Annotated in this window: 17 protein-coding genes, 2 tRNA genes and 3 rRNA genes; 20 read left to right on the top strand and 2 right to left on the bottom strand. The window is 33.5% G+C overall.

Going from position 1 to position 19,966, the window contains the following annotated elements; translation table 11 throughout:
* The first annotated feature begins 22 nt into the window (after positions 1 to 22).
* The gene (locus tag ACX0KU_RS15075) at positions 23 to 586 is read left to right on the top strand and encodes a sigma-70 family RNA polymerase sigma factor (protein ID WP_472990799.1); all 564 of its coding nucleotides are present in this window, start codon (positions 23 to 25) and stop codon (positions 584 to 586) included.
* A gap of 92 nt (positions 587 to 678) precedes the next feature.
* Here the strand turns inward: ACX0KU_RS15075 and ACX0KU_RS15070 are convergent, their stop codons facing one another.
* Both ACX0KU_RS15070 and ACX0KU_RS15065 read right to left on the bottom strand, forming a co-directional pair.
* Positions 679 to 2,034 carry a DUF711 family protein gene (locus ACX0KU_RS15070; RefSeq protein WP_472992473.1) on the bottom strand — a complete coding sequence of 452 codons (1,356 nt, stop codon included), beginning with the start codon at positions 2,032 to 2,034 and terminating at the stop codon, positions 679 to 681.
* Positions 2,035 to 2,051: 17 nt separating this feature from the next.
* Positions 2,052 to 2,321: an ACT domain-containing protein gene (locus ACX0KU_RS15065; RefSeq protein ID WP_472990798.1), complete on the bottom strand. Its 270-nt coding sequence runs from the start codon at positions 2,319 to 2,321 to the stop codon at positions 2,052 to 2,054.
* A gap of 324 nt (positions 2,322 to 2,645) precedes the next feature.
* Between ACX0KU_RS15065 and ACX0KU_RS15060 the strand changes: the two genes are divergently transcribed.
* The 19 genes from ACX0KU_RS15060 to rrf all read left to right on the top strand — a co-directional run bounded on the left by ACX0KU_RS15060 (position 2,646) and on the right by rrf (position 19,523).
* A complete protein-coding gene (locus tag ACX0KU_RS15060; protein WP_472990797.1) occupies positions 2,646 to 3,554 on the top strand; it encodes an aminoglycoside phosphotransferase family protein in 909 nt (302 codons plus the stop codon).
* A gap of 107 nt (positions 3,555 to 3,661) precedes the next feature.
* Complete coding sequence (locus tag ACX0KU_RS15055) at positions 3,662 to 5,191, top strand: DUF5050 domain-containing protein (RefSeq protein ID WP_472990796.1); 1,530 nt, start codon at positions 3,662 to 3,664, stop codon at positions 5,189 to 5,191.
* Between the two features lie 42 nt (positions 5,192 to 5,233).
* Positions 5,234 to 6,103: a radical SAM protein gene (locus tag ACX0KU_RS15050; RefSeq protein ID WP_472990795.1), complete on the top strand. Its 870-nt coding sequence runs from the start codon at positions 5,234 to 5,236 to the stop codon at positions 6,101 to 6,103.
* 143 nt (positions 6,104 to 6,246) lie between these two features.
* Positions 6,247 to 6,540: a hypothetical protein gene (locus ACX0KU_RS15045; RefSeq protein WP_472990794.1), complete on the top strand. Its 294-nt coding sequence runs from the start codon at positions 6,247 to 6,249 to the stop codon at positions 6,538 to 6,540.
* A gap of 73 nt (positions 6,541 to 6,613) precedes the next feature.
* Complete coding sequence (gene uvsE, locus ACX0KU_RS15040) at positions 6,614 to 7,573, top strand: UV DNA damage repair endonuclease UvsE (RefSeq protein WP_472990793.1); 960 nt, start codon at positions 6,614 to 6,616, stop codon at positions 7,571 to 7,573.
* A 96-nt stretch (positions 7,574 to 7,669) separates the two neighbouring features.
* Positions 7,670 to 7,900 carry a hypothetical protein gene (locus ACX0KU_RS15035; RefSeq protein ID WP_472990792.1) on the top strand — a complete coding sequence of 77 codons (231 nt, stop codon included), beginning with the start codon at positions 7,670 to 7,672 and terminating at the stop codon, positions 7,898 to 7,900.
* The gene (locus ACX0KU_RS15030; RefSeq protein WP_472990791.1) at positions 7,881 to 8,192 is read left to right on the top strand and encodes a YbjQ family protein; all 312 of its coding nucleotides are present in this window, start codon (positions 7,881 to 7,883) and stop codon (positions 8,190 to 8,192) included. Before ACX0KU_RS15035 ends, ACX0KU_RS15030 begins: the two co-directional genes overlap by 20 nt.
* A 51-nt stretch (positions 8,193 to 8,243) precedes the next feature.
* A complete protein-coding gene (locus ACX0KU_RS15025; RefSeq protein WP_472990790.1) occupies positions 8,244 to 9,104 on the top strand; it encodes a PHP domain-containing protein in 861 nt (286 codons plus the stop codon).
* A 53-nt stretch (positions 9,105 to 9,157) separates the two neighbouring features.
* Positions 9,158 to 9,382: a hypothetical protein gene (locus ACX0KU_RS15020; protein WP_472990789.1), complete on the top strand. Its 225-nt coding sequence runs from the start codon at positions 9,158 to 9,160 to the stop codon at positions 9,380 to 9,382.
* Positions 9,383 to 9,485: 103 nt separating this feature from the next.
* Complete coding sequence (locus ACX0KU_RS15015; protein ID WP_472990788.1) at positions 9,486 to 10,643, top strand: amidohydrolase; 1,158 nt, start codon at positions 9,486 to 9,488, stop codon at positions 10,641 to 10,643.
* Between the two features lie 203 nt (positions 10,644 to 10,846).
* On the top strand, positions 10,847 to 11,050 hold the full coding sequence (locus tag ACX0KU_RS15010; RefSeq protein WP_472990787.1) for a Spo0E family sporulation regulatory protein-aspartic acid phosphatase: 204 nt from the start codon (positions 10,847 to 10,849) through the stop codon (positions 11,048 to 11,050).
* A 139-nt stretch (positions 11,051 to 11,189) separates the two neighbouring features.
* Positions 11,190 to 12,314 (top strand): transglutaminase domain-containing protein, encoded by a 1,125-nt coding sequence (locus ACX0KU_RS15005; RefSeq protein WP_472990786.1) that lies wholly within the window; start codon positions 11,190 to 11,192, stop codon positions 12,312 to 12,314.
* 101 nt (positions 12,315 to 12,415) lie between these two features.
* Complete coding sequence (locus ACX0KU_RS15000) at positions 12,416 to 13,270, top strand: undecaprenyl-diphosphate phosphatase (protein WP_472990785.1); 855 nt, start codon at positions 12,416 to 12,418, stop codon at positions 13,268 to 13,270.
* Positions 13,271 to 13,432: 162 nt separating this feature from the next.
* Positions 13,433 to 13,882 (top strand): hypothetical protein, encoded by a 450-nt coding sequence (locus ACX0KU_RS14995; RefSeq protein ID WP_472990784.1) that lies wholly within the window; start codon positions 13,433 to 13,435, stop codon positions 13,880 to 13,882.
* Between the two features lie 384 nt (positions 13,883 to 14,266).
* Positions 14,267 to 15,775: ribosomal RNA gene (locus tag ACX0KU_RS14990) — 16S ribosomal RNA — on the top strand.
* 193 nt (positions 15,776 to 15,968) lie between these two features.
* A tRNA-Ala gene (locus ACX0KU_RS14985) sits at positions 15,969 to 16,044 on the top strand.
* A gap of 4 nt (positions 16,045 to 16,048) precedes the next feature.
* Positions 16,049 to 16,125: transfer RNA gene (locus ACX0KU_RS14980), tRNA-Ile, on the top strand.
* Between the two features lie 217 nt (positions 16,126 to 16,342).
* Positions 16,343 to 19,247 (top strand): 23S ribosomal RNA (locus tag ACX0KU_RS14975).
* A 159-nt stretch (positions 19,248 to 19,406) separates the two neighbouring features.
* Positions 19,407 to 19,523: ribosomal RNA gene (gene rrf / locus ACX0KU_RS14970) — 5S ribosomal RNA — on the top strand.
* Together the 16S, 23S and 5S rRNA genes with 2 tRNA genes alongside form the textbook arrangement of a ribosomal RNA operon.
* Positions 19,524 to 19,966 lie beyond the last annotated feature (443 nt).

Raw genomic sequence — 19,966 nt, 5'->3', positions numbered from 1 at the left:
AAAACAAAGGGGGAAAAGATAAATGAATGAATATATAGAAAAACTAGTAGAGGAAGCTAAGGGGGGAGATGTAAATTGTAAGGAAGAGATTATAAATAGATTTAAACCTTTTGTGGTTAAGAAGGCACAAGGAGTATTTATAAAAAATTATGATATTGAAGATATAATACAAATAGGAATTATATCTATATTGAGAGCTATAGAAAGTTACAATTTAGAAAAAGGAAACTTTGTTGCGTATGTTACTTATGCTATTACAAATAATTTTAATTATGAAATCAGAAAAAGAAATAAAGAGAGATTTGAAAGTAGTTTAAATAAAGAAGGAAAAGATGGGGGAGAGATATTAGATTTAGTACCAGAGGATTATAATATTGAAGAAGAATATATAAGTCAGGAATTAATAATGAAGCTACATAAGGCTATAAACATGCTAAGTGATGAAGAACAAAGTTTAATACGAATATTTTATTTTGAAAAAGTAAAAATAAAAGACTATTCAGAAGATATAGGAGTTAAATATGGGACAATTCTAAAAAGAAAAAGAAGTGCTATAGAAAAATTAAGAAAGTATTTAAATTCATAATCATTTAAACTGTATAAGAAATTCAATTCTATATAAGATGGTAAAAATAAATAAAAAGAGATAGACATTAAAATATGCCTATCTCTTTTATGTTAATTCTTAAAACTATGAATAGGTGCCGGTATTTGGCCACCTCTATTAACAAAATCAGCACTACTAAATTTACTTACAGGCATAATAGGAGCTCTTCCTAAAAGACCGCCAAACTCTACCATATCTCCAACAACCTTGCCAGGTACAGGTATTAATCTGACAGCAGTAGTTTTATTGTTTATAACTCCAATAGCAGCTTCGTCAGCGATTATAGCTGATATAGTTTCTGCTGAAGTATCACCAGGAATTGCAATCATATCAAGTCCAACAGAACATACACAAGTCATAGCTTCAAGTTTTTCAAGGTTTAAAGATCCATTTAGAACTGCATCGATCATTCCAGCATCTTCACTTACTGGGATAAATGCTCCACTAAGACCACCTACCTGAGCAGCAGCCATTACTCCACCTTTTTTCACAGCATCATTTAAAAGAGCTAATGCAGCAGTAGTACCGTGAGCGCCACAACTTTGTATTCCCATTTCTTCTAGAATGTGAGCTACACTATCACCAATAGCAGGAGTAGGAGCTAGAGATAAGTCTATTATACCAAAAGGTACGTTTAGTCTTCTTGATGCTTCAGTTGCAACTAGTTGACCCATTCTAGTAATTTTAAAAGCAGTTTTCTTTATTGTTTCAGCTACTACATCAAAGCTTGCGCCTTTAACAGTTTCTAAAGCACATTTTACTACTCCAGGACCACTTACACCAACATTAATTATACACTCGCCTTCACCAACACCGTGAAAAGCTCCTGCCATAAAAGGATTATCTTCAACTGCATTAGCAAAAACTACAAATTTTGCACAACCAAGACCATCTTTAGCCTTAGTTAATTCAGCAGTTTGTTTAATGATTTGGCCCATTTCTTTTACAGCTGTCATATTGATACCAGCTTTACTTGTAGCTATATTTACAGAAGAGCAAACCATATCAGTTACACTAAGAGCCTCAGGGATAGAAGATATTAGAATTTTATCACCCTTAGAGTATCCTTTATGAACTAAAGCTGAATACCCTCCAATAAAGTTAACTCCTACAGCTTTTGCTGCTCTATCTAAAGTCTTTGCGAATTCTACATAATTAGTGTCGCCACAAGACTCCGCTATTAGAGAAATAGGTGTAACAGATATTCTTTTATTTATAATTGGAATTCCGTACTCTGTTTCAATTTCATTTCCTACTTTAACCAAGTTTTCTGCATATTTAGTAATTTTATCATATATTTTTTCTCGAGACTTTTTACCATCAAAGCTACAGCAATCTCTCAGTGAAATTCCCATAGTAATAGTACGAATATCTAGTTTTTCTTTTTCAATCATAGTGATTGTTTCCATTATAGTATTTTGATTTATCATAATATCACCTACTCCTAAATGTTGTGCATAGAATTAAATATGTCTTCACGTTGAATTTTAATAGATAATTCAAGTTCTGTTCCTTTTAAAGCTAAAAGCTCTTTTAATTCACTAAAAGTCTTAGATGAATTAGATAAATCTACTAACATTATCATAGTAAAAGTATCTTGAAGAATTGTTTGACTAATGTCTAAAATATTTACATTAGCTTCTGAAAGTATAGTACTTACTCCGGCAATGATGCCAATTTTATCGCTTCCTAATACAGTAATAATAGATTTCATAATAAACCCCCTAATTTAAATTTAAAAGCCCCAAGTCCATGAAAATCATATTCATGAAAGTTATTATAAAATATATAATATATTAAAATAATATAAAATACAATATATTAAGAAAAAATATAAACCTTTTTAGGTATTATTAAGTTAAAGTTTGTCCCAGTATGAATTATAGTAATAGTTTTCAAAAGTTTATTAAGAAGGATTAAGACTTGAATTTTTAAATATTTACGTGGATAATTAATTAACGAAATATTAAATAATAAGGTCTTAAAAAATAAGAGTTTCCATGAAAAATAGATTAATAAATGTATGAGGTGATATACCATGGATGAATTAATATTAATTGAAAAGATAATTAACGAAAAAATTAAAAGATTACCTTTAAAAGTAGAAAGAATTAAATTTGGATTTTTTAATAAAGTTTATAATGTAATATTTTCAGATTTACAGGTTATTGTAAGAACAAATACGGATGAAGTAATAATCAAGAATTATGAGAAAAACTTAAATATTTTAAGAAACCTACATATTCCTGTACCAGAAGTAATACTTATGGACGATAATAAAGAAGAATATGGAATAGGGTATATCGTTTTAAGTAAAATAGAAGGAAGAGATTTAAGATTTGAAATAGAAAAGATGAGCAAAGAAGAGATTAGTTTACTAGCGGAAAAGGTAGTGTTATACCAACAAAAAGTAATGAAACTCCCCAAGGGAAAAGGTTTTGGAAGAGCAAATATTAATGAAGTTGCAAAATACGATAATTGGTTAAATTTTATAGAAGATAGGTTTTTTATACTTTCAAAGGAAACTAGTAAATTTTTAGATGAAGAGAAAATAAATTCTATACATAGATTGATTAAAGATAATAATCGGTATTTTCAAGCTGTAAAGCCTGTACCTTTTATGGATGAGATAGGTTTACGAAATGTTATGATTAAAGATGGAGAACTTAAAGGTCTTATAGATTTTGACTGGATATGTTATGGAGATCCCCTCTATTTAATAGGACTATTACAAACAGGAATATTGTTGCATATGGATAAAAAATGCATTCACTATGTAGAGGAATTATGTAAATTTATGAATGTTACGTATACTCAAAGAAAAATAGTTGATATATATTCAATAATCTATGCTTTAGAATTCATAAGTTTTCAAATGAAAGATCATAATATTGAAGTTATAGATAATCTAAATAAAAGAATAGAAGTTTTACTTAAAAGATTCTAAATTAAGATACTAAGACTATCAAGTTTATTATTCTAAATAAGATAATTATATTATAATGAAAACATAAAAATTATTTTCAACTTTAAAATATAACTTGGGGGAAAGAGATGAAAACTTATAGAAGAATTATAAAACTATTATTTGTGTTGATTATAATATATCAATGTTTATGGTTTAGTAATGCACTTGCTGTAGACACTGATTATAAAATATGGACTTCACAAGAAGAAAATGTAGCTATAGATAAGATATGGAAAATTAAGTTTAATCATTCTTTAGATGAGAGTACACTATATGATAACATTAATGTTGTACAAGCAGTAACTAATGAAAGGTTAAAAATAACAATAGATTATGATGAGAGTAATAATTCTATTACAATAAAACCTTTAAATTATTATAATCATGGAAATGAATATATATTATTTATTGGTACTGGAGTAAAATCCTCTAAAGGGTCAAATTTAAAACAAGGGATAAGATTCGATTTTTCTGTTAAGGCAGAAGAAAATAGAGATTCTAATAGTTTACTACAGGAAGTTTTTAATGATCCTGGTACAAAAATAAATAATTCACAGGAATACTACGATGCATTAAGATATGCCTTAGCTAATTTTAAATCACAGGTTACTTTAAATATAAGTAATTACAATTCAAAAGATTATAGTTTAGAGATTGCAAATAAGGTAGTTAATGACAATCCTATATTAAATTATGGATATAGAGGAACGAGAGCTAGTATTTCAAGTTATGCATCAACAGGTCCAGCGGTTATGGATATAAATTTCAATTATGATTTCACAAAAGAACGTATGGAGTATATGAAAAAAGCATCTGAAAATAAGGCTAAAGAAATAATTTCTAAGGTTTTAAAAACAGGCATGAGTGATTTAGAAAAAGAATTAGCCCTACATGATTATGTTGTTAATAATGCAAAATATGATGCTAGGCTGTATACAGGCAATATGCCTAGTGAATCCTACTTAGATTATGGAGTTTTAATAGAAGGTGTAGGTGTTTGCGATAGTTATGCAAGAGCTATGTATAGACTATTAAATACAGCAGGTATTGAAAGTATATATGTAATTGGAGATGGAGTGAGTGGTGGTCAAATTATTCCACATGCATGGAATATAGTAAAAATTCAGGATAATTATTATCAGTTAGATGCTACATGGAATGATCCTGTATTAAGTAGTGGTGGAGATGAGTTAAGTTATGCTTATTTTAATGTAACAGATGAAAAACTTTCTAAAGATCATATCTGGGACAATAGTAAATATCCGAAAAGTACTGATGATAGATTTAGTTACTTACAGGATATGAGTTATCCTATAACAAGTGGACAAGATATCTATTATAGTAGCAACTCAGATAATAATAGAATTTATAAAATAAGTATAGATGGAACTAATAAAGAGAAGATATTAAACGATAGAGCTTTATTTATTTCAATTTATGATGAATGGATATATTTTAGTAATTACTCATATGGTGGATATATTTATAGGGTAAGGAAAGATGGAACAGGAAAAACTAAGCTAAATAATAGACACTCTACTAATCTGCGCATAGAAAATGGAGTATTATATTATACTGATTATGAAACAAATATAGACAAAACAATGAATATATAATAAAGTAAAGTTATTAAAAAGAATTATTAAGGAGATGATTTTATGAGATATGAAGGTACGGTATATAGACCGCCAAGTGAAGCGTATAGCTTAATTGTTCAAGTTACAGTAGGGTGTTCTCACAATAGATGTACTTTTTGTAATATGTACAAGGATAAAAAATTTAAAATAAGAAAATTAGAAGATATATTTGAAGACTTTGAAATGGCTCGACAAGCTTATAGAACTGTAAAGAGAATATTCTTAGCAGATGGAGATGCCCTAATAATTAAAACAGAGGATTTAGAGGCAATATTAATTAAAATAAAAAGCTTATTTCCGGAGTGTGATAGAATAGGAATATATGCTACTCCTAAGGCTATATTAAGAAAAAGTGAAGAGGAATTAATTAAGCTTAAAAACTTAGGAATTGATATAATATATCTAGGCGTAGAAAGTGGAAGCGATGAGGTACTTAAGGATGTAAATAAAGGAGTAACCTCTAAAGAAATGATAGAAGCTGGACAAAAGGTTAAAAAAACAGGTATAAAACTTTCTGCAACTCTAATTTCAGGTCTTGGAGGAAAAGAGAAGTGGAAGACACATGCTATTGAGTCAGCAAAAGTTATTTCAGAAATTAACCCAGATTATTTAGGACTTCTTACACTTATGGTAGAGCCAAATACTGAGATAAATGAAAGACTTAAAAGTGGAGAGTTGACATTGCTATCTCCTATTGAAGTTATGATGGAGACAAGAGAGCTTGTTAGAAACCTAAATGTGGACAAATGTACATTTAGAAGTAATCATGCTTCAAACTATGCTCCCTTAGCAGCAAACCTAAATAAAGAAAAAGAGGCCCTTTTAGAGCAATTAGACCATATAATAGAAAAAGGACATGGTTTTAAAAATGACCACTTTAGACGATTATAGAATTCTAATATTCATATAGATAAAACTTAAAGTAGAGATGAGTTAATAGAAAATTAATACTTTTATAATATGGGATTTATACTATACTTCAAAAGATATGATATAATTTAATTATAAATTATATTTTTAAGTGAGGGATGGTAATGGAATACTTAAATCATAGAGTAGGAATAAAAAGAGGGTTAAAAGCATTACTTGTTTCCATGATGATTTTTGCTGCAATGATTTTTGTAATACAAGGATTACTTATACTAATTCCAGTAGGGATAGCTGCTTGGGGCATTTATAAAGCTGTAAAGTTTATAAAAAGTAGACTTTTAACTTTAAAAAAGGTTAACGTAGATAAAGTAGAATCCATAGAAATATGTGAGGGAAAATTTGATGATATGGATACTAGTAATGTAATTGATGTAGAATATGAACAAATTTATAAGTAAATAATAAAGGAGATAAGAATAGTCTATTCTTATCTCCTTTTTAATAAAAATAAATTTTAATAGAGGTGTTCCAGTGAAAGTTAGACTTGGATATGTAGCTATTGCGCTTAAGCTTCCAAAGGTAACTTCTTCAAGTACTGTAACTTATGCTAACTATTCTAAATTGTTATCAGAAGAAGAGAAGATTAATAAGTTAAAGAAAGTTACCTTATCTAATTTAGATGATTTATATAAAATATTAGAATATAATATAGAAAATAAAATACACTTTTATAGAGTAACTTCAGCATTAATTCCATTATCTACTCATCCGGATGTAAAAAAATGGGACTACAGAAAGATATTTAAGAAAGATTTTGAAAGAATAGGGAAATTGATTAAAGAAAGTAAAATGAGAGTAGACACTCATCCAGATCAATTTAATGTAATAAATAGTGTAAAGGAGGATGTGGTAAAGAATACACAAAGAAATCTTTTAACCCATGTTGATTTATTTGAAGACATAGATTATCCCCTTGGTAAAATGGTTCTGCATGTAGGAAGTGCTGAGGGAGGGAAAGAACAAGCTATAGAAAGGTTTATTAAAAACTTTGAGTATTTTCCAAAAGAAATAACAAGTAAGCTTATTTTAGAGAACGATGATAAAACTTATACAGCAAAAGAGGTTTTAAAAATATGTAGAGCTGTAAATATACCTATGGTTTTTGATATGCATCATCATAGTTGTAATAATCAAGGAGAAGATTTAAAAGAAGTAATAGAAGGATTCTTAAATACTTGGACTAAAGAGATACTTCCGCCTAAAATTCATGTATCTAGTCCAAGAGAGGGAGAAAAAGATAGGAAACACGGAGATTATATTTGTGTGGAGGAGTTTATAAAGTTTATTGAAGTATGTAGAAGCTTTAATAAAGATATAGATGTTATGATAGAAGCTAAACAAAAAGATTTAGCGCTATACAAGTTAGTAGAAGACATAAAATATATAAGACCAAATTTAAAATGGATAGATGAAAGTAGTTTTGAATTATAGAAGCATTACTAATAAGTATGACTGAGCAGATTGCTATTTTAAATTTTATATGTATGATAATATAATATATATAAATAAATGTTTGGGGGGAGATATATGAAAAAAGGTATATTGCCAGCAGTTATAGTTACTGTAATAGCATCTATTTTTTTAATACTATATGCTTTAGGTATAACTATTGGTCTTATAGAATCTGATATATCTATTTTTATAGTTCTTATAGTTGTATTTATATTTTTAATAGTTTTAGGAATGTTAATATATACATTAGTTTTAAGAATAAAAGAGATTAAAGGAGAAGATGAAGATGATATTAGTAAATACTGATTTTGTAAGTGGTAAAGAATTAGAGACTATTTCTTTAGTAAAGGGGTCAACGGTACATTCGAAACATGTTGGTAAAGATATAATGAGTAGTCTTAAAACATTAGTTGGTGGAGAAGTATCGTCTTATACTGAGATGATGAATGAGGCTAGAGCAATAGCAACAAAACGTATGGCTCAAGAAGCAGAAAACCTTGGGGCTGATGCTGTAATAAATATAAGATATGCATCAAGTGCAATAATGCAGGGCTCAGCTGAAGTAATAGCCTATGGAACAGCTGTAAAATTTAAATAATAAATTAGGAGCTAAATTCATTTTAATTTTACCACTTAATTTATTTAGGAGGTGAGGGGTATAGATATTTTAGATAATAATGCTAGAGTTGATTTACATATTCATACAAATGCATCAGATGGAACTCTAAATCCTGAAGAACTTATAGAAAAAATATTAGAAAACAATATAGAGCTTATATCTATTACTGATCATGATGAAATAGAAAACGTTGAAAATATGAAACAGCTTGCTAAAGAAAAAAATGTTTTATTTATTCCGGGAATAGAAATTTCAAGTACATTTAATGGAGATATGTATCATATACTAGCTTATGGAACAGATAATAACAATATACAACTTATAGAGTTGATAAATAACAATAAAAATCTCTTAGAAAATAGAAATCATCAATCCGTAAAATATTTAATAGATAAAGGATATGATATAGATTTTGTAGAGTATGAAAAGTATGATTATGATAAGAGACGTGGAGGATGGAAAACATTAAATTTCTTAATAGATAAAGGACTTTGTAGAGATGTAGGAGATTATTTTAATAGGTTATTTTACAATGAAAAAACAATTCTTTTTCCTGTATTTCCTTCAAGTGAAGAAGTTATAAAAGTTATAAAAGAAGCAGGTGGAGTGCCGATTTTAGCACACCCTTATTATGAAAAGAATAGTATACCTGTTGATGAGAAGTTGAGTACTTTTTTGAAACTAGGAATAGAAGGAGTAGAGTGTTATCATCCTAATCACAGTAAGGAAATAATAAATAAATGCGTACAATGGTGCAGAGAAAAAGGAACAATTATAACAGCTGGTTCTGATTTTCATGGTGGATTTATAGAAACTAGAAGATTAGGAACTCCTGAAGCTAGGATTAGTGATATTAATTTAGGGAGATTAGAAGATTTTATAGTAAGATAGTATTTAATATTAGTTTGTTCCAGCTATAATTAAAGTCAAAAGGGGGATATTATATGGAGACTTTATTTGGAATTGCTTTTGCTATTGTAATTCTAATCGTTATTTTATCAATTGTTGGAGCAATAATGCTTCCTATTGCAGGTATAGGGTTAGCAATAGCATTAGTGATGGCAGTTTTAGGATTTGTGTTTAATATTATAGAGTTTATCTTTTCATTACCAATGCTAATATTAATTGTCGTATTAGCTATACTATATAAAAATAGAAAAGTTCGTTAAGAAAAGATTATGGATGAAAGTCCATATTCTTTTTTATTTAATAAATTAGCTATATGAAAGGTGTTTTTAGGGATTAATTATAAGATAAAAGGAGTAAAAAAACATGCTTTTAATTAAAAATGGAAAAATAGTCACTATGACTGGTAAAACCTACGAAAATGGATGCGTACTTATAAAAGATGGAAAAATAGAAAAGGTAGAAGAGAATATTTACATAGAAGAAGCACAAATTCTTGATGCAAAAGGGGGATGGGTTATTCCGGGAATAATAGATGCTCATTGTCATATAGGGATTTATGAACAGGATATGGGAAGTGAGGGAATGGATATTAATGAGGCTACTGATCCTATTACCCCAGAACTTAGAGCGATAGATGCTATAAATCCTATGGATGCTTCTTTTGAGGAAGCAATGAAATCAGGGATTACAACAGTTATGACAGGGCCTGGAAGTGCCAATGTAATAGGTGGACAATTTGTTGCGATGAAAACCAAAGGTTTTTGTGTTGATGATATGATTATAATGGAACCAGCGGCTATAAAGGTAGCACTAGGAGAAAATCCTAAAAGGATATACAAAGGTATGAAAAAAATGCCTACTACCCGAATGGCAACAGCGTCATTGTTAAGAGAAACTTTAAATAAGGCGAAAAACTATAAAATTAAAAAAGAAAAGGCATTAAGAGAAGGAAAAGATTTTGAAGAGAATTTCAAGCTAGAAGCTTTGATTCCTATACTAGATAAAGAAATTCCACTAAAGGTACATTGTCATAGAGCTGATGATATTATGACAGCTATAAGAATAGGGAAAGAATTTCAGTTGAAAATTACACTTGATCATTGTACAGAAGGTCATCTTATTGCGGACTATGTAAAAGATTCAAAGAGTCATGTCATACTAGGACCTATATTAACTTCTAGGTCTAAAATAGAATTAAAGAATAAAACCTTTCAAACTGCAAATATATTACATGAAAAAGGTGTGAAAATAGCTATAATGACAGATCATCCAGTAATTCCTATTGAGTACTTACCAATCTGTGCAGGGATTGTAGCAAAAAAAGGTTTAGGAGTTGAGGAGGCACTTAAAGCTATCACTATAAATGCTGCTGAAATATGTGGGATAGATGATAGGGTAGGTAGCATAGAAAAAGGAAAAGATGCAGATATAGCTATTTATGATGGTAATCCTTTAGAGGTATTCACAAATACCCTTTATACAATTATAGATGGAAAAATAGTTTATAGCTATGAAAATTGAAACAAGTTTTAAGAATCCATGAAGTGTACACACTTTATGGATTTTTTTATTTAAAAGATCAATTGAAATTTTCTCAACAAATTATTATAAAATATTTACTTTTTTATAATATTATGGTATAATTGTAAATATAATGTCGAAAATAAAGTAAATGGTATATAAAATTACTAATGAAGTGAAGTGATCTGAGAGGAGCAAATATAGTGATATATTTATATGATGAGGAAAATAATTTAGAAACTAGCATAAATTTAATAAATGAAACAATTGAAGATACAAGATATAAATTGAATAAGTTGGTAGAGGAAAGATATGATAATATAACTGATTATGAAGTAATAGAATTAAGTCAAAAGTTGGACAAGCTATTAGTTAAATATATGAAATTAAATCTTAAAGTGTCATAAATTATAAGTATATAAGAATTATGAAAAAACATTGATTAAATAAAATATAAAAATATTAATATAATAAAAAAAACTACGATACTATTAATTAGTAGATTATGTAGATCTTAAAATAAGACATACAGATAGGTGGTTAATTATGAGAAGAAAAAAACATATAAGAATTATTATATTAATATTAATATCATTTGGCTTTATAATTGGACTTAGATTAAAAGGAAATACGAAAGTTATAGGACTTCAGGTCAATAAATGGGATAATATTTACAAAGAAAAGAATATAAAATTCTATTATAATAATAGTAATAAAGAAATACTGGAAGAAATAAATAATAAATACAACCTAGATAAAATTATAAATGGAAGTAAAGATGAATTAGATAAAAGTTTAAAGATTTTAAATTGGATAAATGATAATATGAAATATAAAAATAATATAAAAGTTATTACAGATAATAAAAGTAGTTTAGATGTATTAGAAGATTTAGGAAAAAAAGATGCCTATTCAGATGAGGAAATTTGTATAGTTTTTAATGACTTTGCATTATCAACAGGAATGATATCAAGAATAGGGAAACTAATTGCTTCCAAGGAAGATAAGGTTAAAATTAAAGATAATATAAGTGTATGTGAAATTTGGAGTACTAAGTACAATAAATGGATAATGATAGATCCTTCAAATAACAACTATATTTTAAAAAATGATATCCCTATGAGTGCTATTGAAGTTATTAATAATAACTTAGAAGAACTAAGTGTTGTAGGAGAAAAAAGTGAGAGCAAATATAAAAAAGATATAATTAAATATCTTGAAGCTTACAGTATAAAGATTGATAATGGTGTATATGGCATTGGAAAAAGTAATTCTTATATATGTTATTCTAAGAATATTAATATAGATAATATTCCAATAAATATTAATTTTAATTACCCAACTATATTTTTAAACAATAGTTATTTATTTGAACTTTCGCCTAAAGAACAAAAAATTGAAAGTAATGATAAAATTGCTACTATTATTTTTTCAAAGAAAGCTAGTGATAAAGCTATAGATAAAAATATAAAGATGGAATTAGTAGCTGGAGTATTTAAAAATAGTACTATGGTCAATAAGTACTACATAAGTATAGATAACGGACCTTTTAAAGAAGAAAACAAATATTTTGTCGTGGAAATAAAGGAAGGTATTAATATTATTAAACTTTCAGAAAATGGTAGAACAACAGTAAGAGAGATAGTATTTGAGTATATAGATAAGAATTAAAGGATTAAAAAGTGGACAGGAATCTGGAAATAAAGATATAATATTAATCAAATCAACTAAAGTTAAAAGGATTAATATTATGGAAGTGAGAGTGATGTTTTATGGAAAGTTTGATTTTTATGCTTAAAGTAATAATTATAGGAATTGTTGAGGGAGTAACAGAATTTTTACCTGTTTCCTCTACTGGTCATATGATTATTGTTGGAAATTTAATTGGATTTAAAGAAGGAATATTACCTAAAGCTTTATATACAAAGCAATACATAGATTCTTTTACTATGATAATTCAACTAGGAGCTATATTAGCTATAGTAGTTTTGTATTGGAATAAAATTAAAAGTACTTTTAAGAATTTTTCTCTAAGTAAACCAAAGTCTGGATTTAAGTTTTGGTTTACTGTAGGGGTAGCTTGTATACCAGCAGGAGTTCTAGGAATTCTTTTTGATGATATGATAGAAGAGAAGTTATTTAATCCAGTTACAGTAACAGCAGCTCTTTTAATAGGTGCTTTTGGAATGCTTTATGCAGAAAAGAGGTATAGAGGGAAATTTGTAACTAAATCTATTGATGATGTAACTTTAAAACAAGCTTTTATAATCGGATGTTTTCAATGTTTGGCTATGTGGCCAGGAATGTCAAGATCGGCTTCCACTATAATAGGAGCGTGGATAGCAGGATTATCAACTGTAGCTGCAGCTGAATTTTCTTTCTTTTTAGCATTGCCAGTAATGATAGGTGTATCTATAATAAAGCTTGTAAAAATTAATATAGCATTACTAAGTTTAGTGCAGATTATAGGTCTTGTAGTTGGATTTATAGTGTCCTTTATAATTGCACTTATTGTTGTAGAGAAATTTGTAGCATTCTTGAAAAAGAGACCTATGAGAGTCTTTGCTATATATAGAATATTGGTAGGAATCATTTTGATAATGTTGATATTTTTTAACTTAATATAAAGTATTGATAAAAGCTAGTAGGGTTTATTCTATTTTAGCTTTTATTTTTTTGTTTATTTAGAAAGAATAATATTGTACTTGAATATTAAATTTACAAAAAGGAACAATAATTATGTAGAAAATATTAAACGAGAAAATGTTAAGTTATAAGGAGTGTTAAAAATGAATTGGAGCAAAAAAGTTGAAAATATAATAAGTAATAAAAAATGGGTAAAAAATGATACTGGGCTTTGGAAAGTTCAATGTTGTAAATTAGTTAAAGAAGAAGAAGATTTAGGTGTGTTTATAGTTAGTGATGAACTTGATGGTCCATTGTATACAAGAGTAGAGAAGATATCTGTTATTAATAAAAATAGTGAACTAGTAGTATTTTATGATGGCCAATATGGATCAGTTTTAGATGAATCTGAATACGATACTTATTCTGGACTTGTAACTGAGAATGAATGGAAGGCATTATTTAGTGGAAATGCTACAACTGAACTTATAAAAATGAATATGGTTACTGATGAAGAAGGTTTCTATATTGAATCTCATGAAGGTATGGAAAGATTTATAAATGATTTCGATGAGCAAGCATCAGAAGAAATAGCTGAACATTTTCATTTATAAACAATATAATAAATCGTATAGTTCTTTAATAAGAGCTATACGATTTATTGTATCAACATATCCAGAAGTGTCATAACAAGAATATTAGAGCAAATTGTATGTATTGAAAGGAATAGAGGCATAAATTGAATAGGTTAGGAATGGTGTGTAAAATATAAAAAGATATTTTGATAGAATAGCAAATGTTCCTAAGGGAGCAAAACAAAAGTAAAAATATATATGACAATGAAAAAAAATAGATTGACATTATAAGATAAATATTATAAAATATTTATTGTTGTCGAAAGTTGAGAGGAAAAACTTGGTCTTTGAAAATTAAACAGAAATTAAGGTAAATGAAATGCCAGTCAATAACTTTAAGTAATGAGTAACAGATTAAACTTTTAAATTGAGAGTTTGATCCTGGCTCAGGACGAACGCTGGCGGCGTGCCTAACACATGCAAGTCGAGCGATGAAGTTCCTTCGGGAACGGATTAGCGGCGGACGGGTGAGTAACACGTGGGTAACCTGCCTCAAAGAGGGGGATAGCCTCCCGAAAGGGAGATTAATACCGCATAACATTATCTTCTCGCATGAGAAGATAATCAAAGGAGCAATCCGCTTTGAGATGGACCCGCGGCGCATTAGCTAGTTGGTGAGGTAACGGCTCACCAAGGCGACGATGCGTAGCCGACCTGAGAGGGTGATCGGCCACATTGGAACTGAGACACGGTCCAGACTCCTACGGGAGGCAGCAGTGGGGAATATTGCGCAATGGGGGAAACCCTGACGCAGCAACGCCGCGTGAGTGATGAAGGTCTTCGGATTGTAAAGCTCTGTCTTTGGGGACGATAATGACGGTACCCAAGGAGGAAGCCACGGCTAACTACGTGCCAGCAGCCGCGGTAATACGTAGGTGGCAAGCGTTGTCCGGATTTACTGGGCGTAAAGAGTATGTAGGCGGATATTTAAGTCAGATGTGAAATTCCCGGGCTTAACCTGGGCGCTGCATTTGAAACTGGGTATCTAGAGTGCGGGAGAGGAAAGTGGAATTCCTAGTGTAGCGGTGAAATGCGTAGAGATTAGGAAGAACACCAGTGGCGAAGGCGACTTTCTGGACCGTAACTGACGCTGAGATACGAAAGCGTGGGGAGCAAACAGGATTAGATACCCTGGTAGTCCACGCCGTAAACGATGAATACTAGGTGTCGGGGGGTACCACCCTCGGTGCCGCAGCAAACGCAATAAGTATTCCGCCTGGGGAGTACGGTCGCAAGATTAAAACTCAAAGGAATTGACGGGGACCCGCACAAGCAGCGGAGCATGTGGTTTAATTCGAAGCAACGCGAAGAACCTTACCTAGACTTGACATCTCCTGAATTACTCGTAACAGAGGAAGCCCTTCGGGGCAGGAAGACAGGTGGTGCATGGTTGTCGTCAGCTCGTGTCGTGAGATGTTGGGTTAAGTCCCGCAACGAGCGCAACCCTTATCGTTAGTTGCTACCATTAAGTTGAGCACTCTAGCGAGACTGCCTGGGTTAACCAGGAGGAAGGTGGGGATGACGTCAAATCATCATGCCCCTTATGTCTAGGGCTACACACGTGCTACAATGGCCGGTACAACGAGAAGCAAACCCGTGAGGGGGAGCCAAACTAAAAAACCGGTCCCAGTTCGGATTGTAGGCTGAAACTCGCCTACATGAAGTTGGAGTTGCTAGTAATCGCGAATCAGAATGTCGCGGTGAATACGTTCCCGGGTCTTGTACACACCGCCCGTCACACCATGAGAGCCGGTAACACCCGAAGCCTGTGAGGTAACCGCAAGGAGCCAGCAGTCGAAGGTGGGATTGGTGATTGGGGTGAAGTCGTAACAAGGTAGCCGTAGGAGAACCTGCGGCTGGATCACCTCCTTTCTAGGGAGAAATGAAAGCTCACAGCTTTCATAGACTGGAAACAATTTATCCTTAATTCTGTTTAATTTTGAGAGACTAAAATTTATTGTTAATAATTAATTTACAATGAATAAGTAATTCTCTTTAATGTCATACGACTATCAATAACTGATTTTACAAGAGGTATTGTCGGTTTTTGAATAGAATATCTAGTGGGGGTATAGCTCAGTTGGGAGAGCACCTGCCTTGCACGCAGGGGGTCAAGAGTTCGAATCTCTTTATCTCCACCATTAAGGGTCTATAGCTCAGCTGGTTAGAGCGCACGCCTGATAAGCGTGAGGTCGATGGTTCGAGTCCATTTAGACCCACCAATAAAATCAATCAACAATTTAAATTGTTGATTGATTTTTAAATGTCTAAAATACAAGCAAACTAAGATTTTTAGACATCAAATTTTGTTCTTTGAAAATTGCACAGTGAATATTAAGAAATCTACTATAACTAAGTAATTAGTTTTAGTAATAAATCTCACTCAGTATATCTGAGGAGTGAAGTCTTGTATAACATTTATGTTTACAAGCGTCTAACGATCAAGTTAGAAAGGGCGCACGGTGAATGCCCTGGCACTAGGAGCCGAAGAAGGACGCGATAAGCTGCGATAAGCTACGAGTAGGCGCACACAGCCTGTGATTCGTAGATTTCCGAATGGGGAAACCCACATGATAAACATCATGTACTATATACTGAATTCATAGGTATATAGAGGTACACTCTGGGAACTGAAACATCTAAGTACCAGAAGGAAGAGAAAGAAAAATCGATTCCCTCAGTAGCGGCGAGCGAAAGGGGAAGAGCCCAAACCAGAAACTTTGTTTCTGGGGTTGCGGATAGATCATAACGCTTCAATCTTTTTAGTCGAAGAGAACTGGAAAGTTCTGTCGTAGAAGGTAATAACCCTGTAGGCAAAAAGAAGAGAGAAGTAGATCTACTCCAGAGTACCACGAGACACGTGAAACCTTGTGGGAAGCTGGGAGGACCATCTCCCAAGGCTAAATACTACCTAGTGACCGATAGTGAAGCAGTACCGTGAGGGAAAGGTGAAAAGAACCCCGGAAGGGGAGTGAAATAGAACCTGAAACCGTGTGCCTACAATCGGTCGGAGCACGTTAATGTGTGACGGCGTACTTTTTGTAGAACGGGCCAGCGAGTTACGATATGTAGCAAGGTTAAGCACCTACGGTGCGGAGCCGAAGGGAAACCGAGTCTGAACAGGGCAACTAGTTGCATATCGTAGACCCGAAACCGGGTGATCTATCCATGGCCAGGATGAAGCGGAAGTAAAATTCCGTGGAGGTCCGAACCACGTTGGTGTTGAAAAACCATGGGATGAGCTGTGGATAGCGGAGAAATTCCAATCGAACTCGGAGATAGCTGGTTCTCCTCGAAATAGCTTTAGGGCTAGCGTCGGGTAATTAAGTAGTGGAGGTAGAGCACTGAATGGGCTAGGGGCTGACAACAGTTACTGAACCCTATCAAACTCCGAATGCCACATACTGGTACCCCGGCAGTCAGACTACGAATGATAAGATCCGTGGTCAAAAGGGAAACAGCCCAGACCATCAGCTAAGGTCCCAAAGTGTAAGTTAAGTGGGAAAGGATGTGGGATTTCTAAGACAACTAGGATGTTGGCTTAGAAGCAGCCACTCATTTAAAGAGTGCGTAATAGCTCACTAGTCGAGAGATCCCGCGCCGAAGATGTAACGGGGCTAAAACTTACCACCGAAGCTATGGATGTGTACTACGTACACGTGGTAGAGGAGCTTTCTGCACAGGTAGAAGCCATATCGTAAGGAGTGGTGGACAGTGCAGAAGTGAGAATGCTGGCATAAGTAGCGAGAAACAGGTGAGAATCCTGTTGGCCGAATATCTAAGGTTTCCTGGGGAAGGCTCGTCCTCCCAGGGTTAGTCGGGACCTAAGCCGAGGCCGAAAGGCGTAGGTGATGGACAACTGGTTGATATTCCAGTACCACCAAAATGCGTTTGACAAATGGGATGACGCAGGAGGATAGGATGTGCGCACTATTGGATGTGCGTCTAAGCACTTAGGATGTTGAGTAGGCAAATCCGCTCAATTTAAGTCTGAGGTGTGATGGGGAGCCCTATGGGCGAAGTATCTGATTCCACGCTGCCAAGAAAAGTCTCTATGGAGCAAATTGGTGCCCGTACCGCAAACCGACACAGGTAGATGAGGAGAGAATCCTAAGGCCGTCGGAAGAATTGCTGCTAAGGAACTCGGCAAATTAACCCCGTAACTTCGGGAGAAGGGGTGCCTCCGAGAGGAGGCCGCAGTGAACAGGCCCAAGCAACTGTTTATCAAAAACACAGGTCTCTGCTAAAGCGTAAGCTGATGTATAGGGGCTGACGCCTGCCCGGTGCTGGAAGGTTAAGGGGAATGCTTAGCGCAAGCGAAGGTATGAACTTAAGCCCCAGTAAACGGCGGCCGTAACTATAACGGTCCTAAGGTAGCGAAATTCCTTGTCGGGTAAGTTCCGACCCGCACGAATGGCGTAATGATTTGGGCACTGTCTCGGCAGCAAATCCGGTGAAATTGAAGTGCAAGTGAAGATGCTTGCTACCCGCGGTTGGACGGAAAGACCCCGTAGAGCTTTACTGTAGCTTAGCATTGCATTTCGGTATTGTCTGTACAGGATAGGTGGGAGACTAAGAAGCGAGAGCGTCAGCTTTCGTGGAGTCGTCCTTGGGATACCACCCTGACAGTACTGGAATTCTAACTGGCGGCCATGAATCTGGTCACAGGACATTGCTAGGTGGGCAGTTTGACTGGGGCGGTCGCCTCCTAAAAGGTAACGGAGGCGCTCAAAGGTTCCCTCAGCGCGGTCGGAAATCGCGCGTAGAGTGTAAAGGCAGAAGGGAGCCTGACTGCGACACATACAGGTGGAGCAGGGACGAAAGTCGGACTTAGTGATCCGGTGGTTCTGTATGGAAGGGCCATCGCTCAACGGATAAAAGCTACCTCGGGGATAACAGGCTGATCTCCCCCAAGAGTCCACATCGACGGGGAGGTTTGGCACCTCGATGTCGGCTCGTCGCATCCTGGGGCTGTAGTCGGTCCCAAGGGTTGGGCTGTTCGCCCATTAAAGCGGCACGCGAGCTGGGTTCAGAACGTCGTGAGACAGTTCGGTCCCTATCCGCCGTGGGCGTAGGAAATTTGAGAGGAGCTGTCCTTAGTACGAGAGGACCGGGATGGACTGACCTCTGGTGCACCAGTTGTTTCGCCAGAAGCACAGCTGGGTAGCTATGTCGGGAAGGGATAAACGCTGAAAGCATCTAAGCGTGAAGCCCACCTCAAGATTAGATTTCCCATAGCGTAAGCTAGTAAGATCCCTGGAAGACTACCAGGTTGATAGGTTAGGGGTGTAAGTGCAGTAATGTACTCAGCTGACTAATACTAATAGATCGAGGACTTGATCTAAATATTAAATTCACTGTGCAATTTTGAGAGAACAAAATTCTTTCAATGACACTCCTCAGCGTAGCTGATGAGTACTCTAAAAGCCTTAAAGGAAACTCCTGAGCTGATGCTCATGAGTAACCGACCATCACAAAATCGAAGATTTTGGATGTCTGGTCATCTGGTGATTATGGCGTGAAGGATACACCCGTACCCATCCCGAACACGATGGTTAAGCTTCACAGCGCCAATGGTACTGCACTGGAGACGGTGTGGAAGAGTAGGACATCGCCAGGTAAGATGAAAACACTAAGCAAATGCTTAGTGTTTTTTATTTTTTACTTATAGAATTTTATTATGTATTCTTGCAGTATTTTAACAGTAGCCTATAATAAATATAAACTAATGAGAATACCAAAATATAGCCGATAGGAGAGTAACGAAGTACATTCCACTTTGGGTATAGCACTATACCCAAAGGCTTAGCAATAAATAATTCGAACGCTGTTCCTATCATTGTCCATATTATAATATAAATAACTACTCTTTTGATATTTTTGGGAATAAACTTAATGAAGATTAATCCTAATAAAGGTATTGTAAATAGATTTACCCAAAAACTATACCAACCTTTATACTCAATACTTATATAGGTATACAAATGGAGATGTTTGCAAAAGAACATATCACACGACATTACTAGTGCTACAATCATTATCATTACATTAACATCAATGAAG

This window comes from Clostridium sp. X (assembly GCF_055755365.1).
This window is presented reverse-complemented; position numbering and strand designations above follow the sequence as displayed.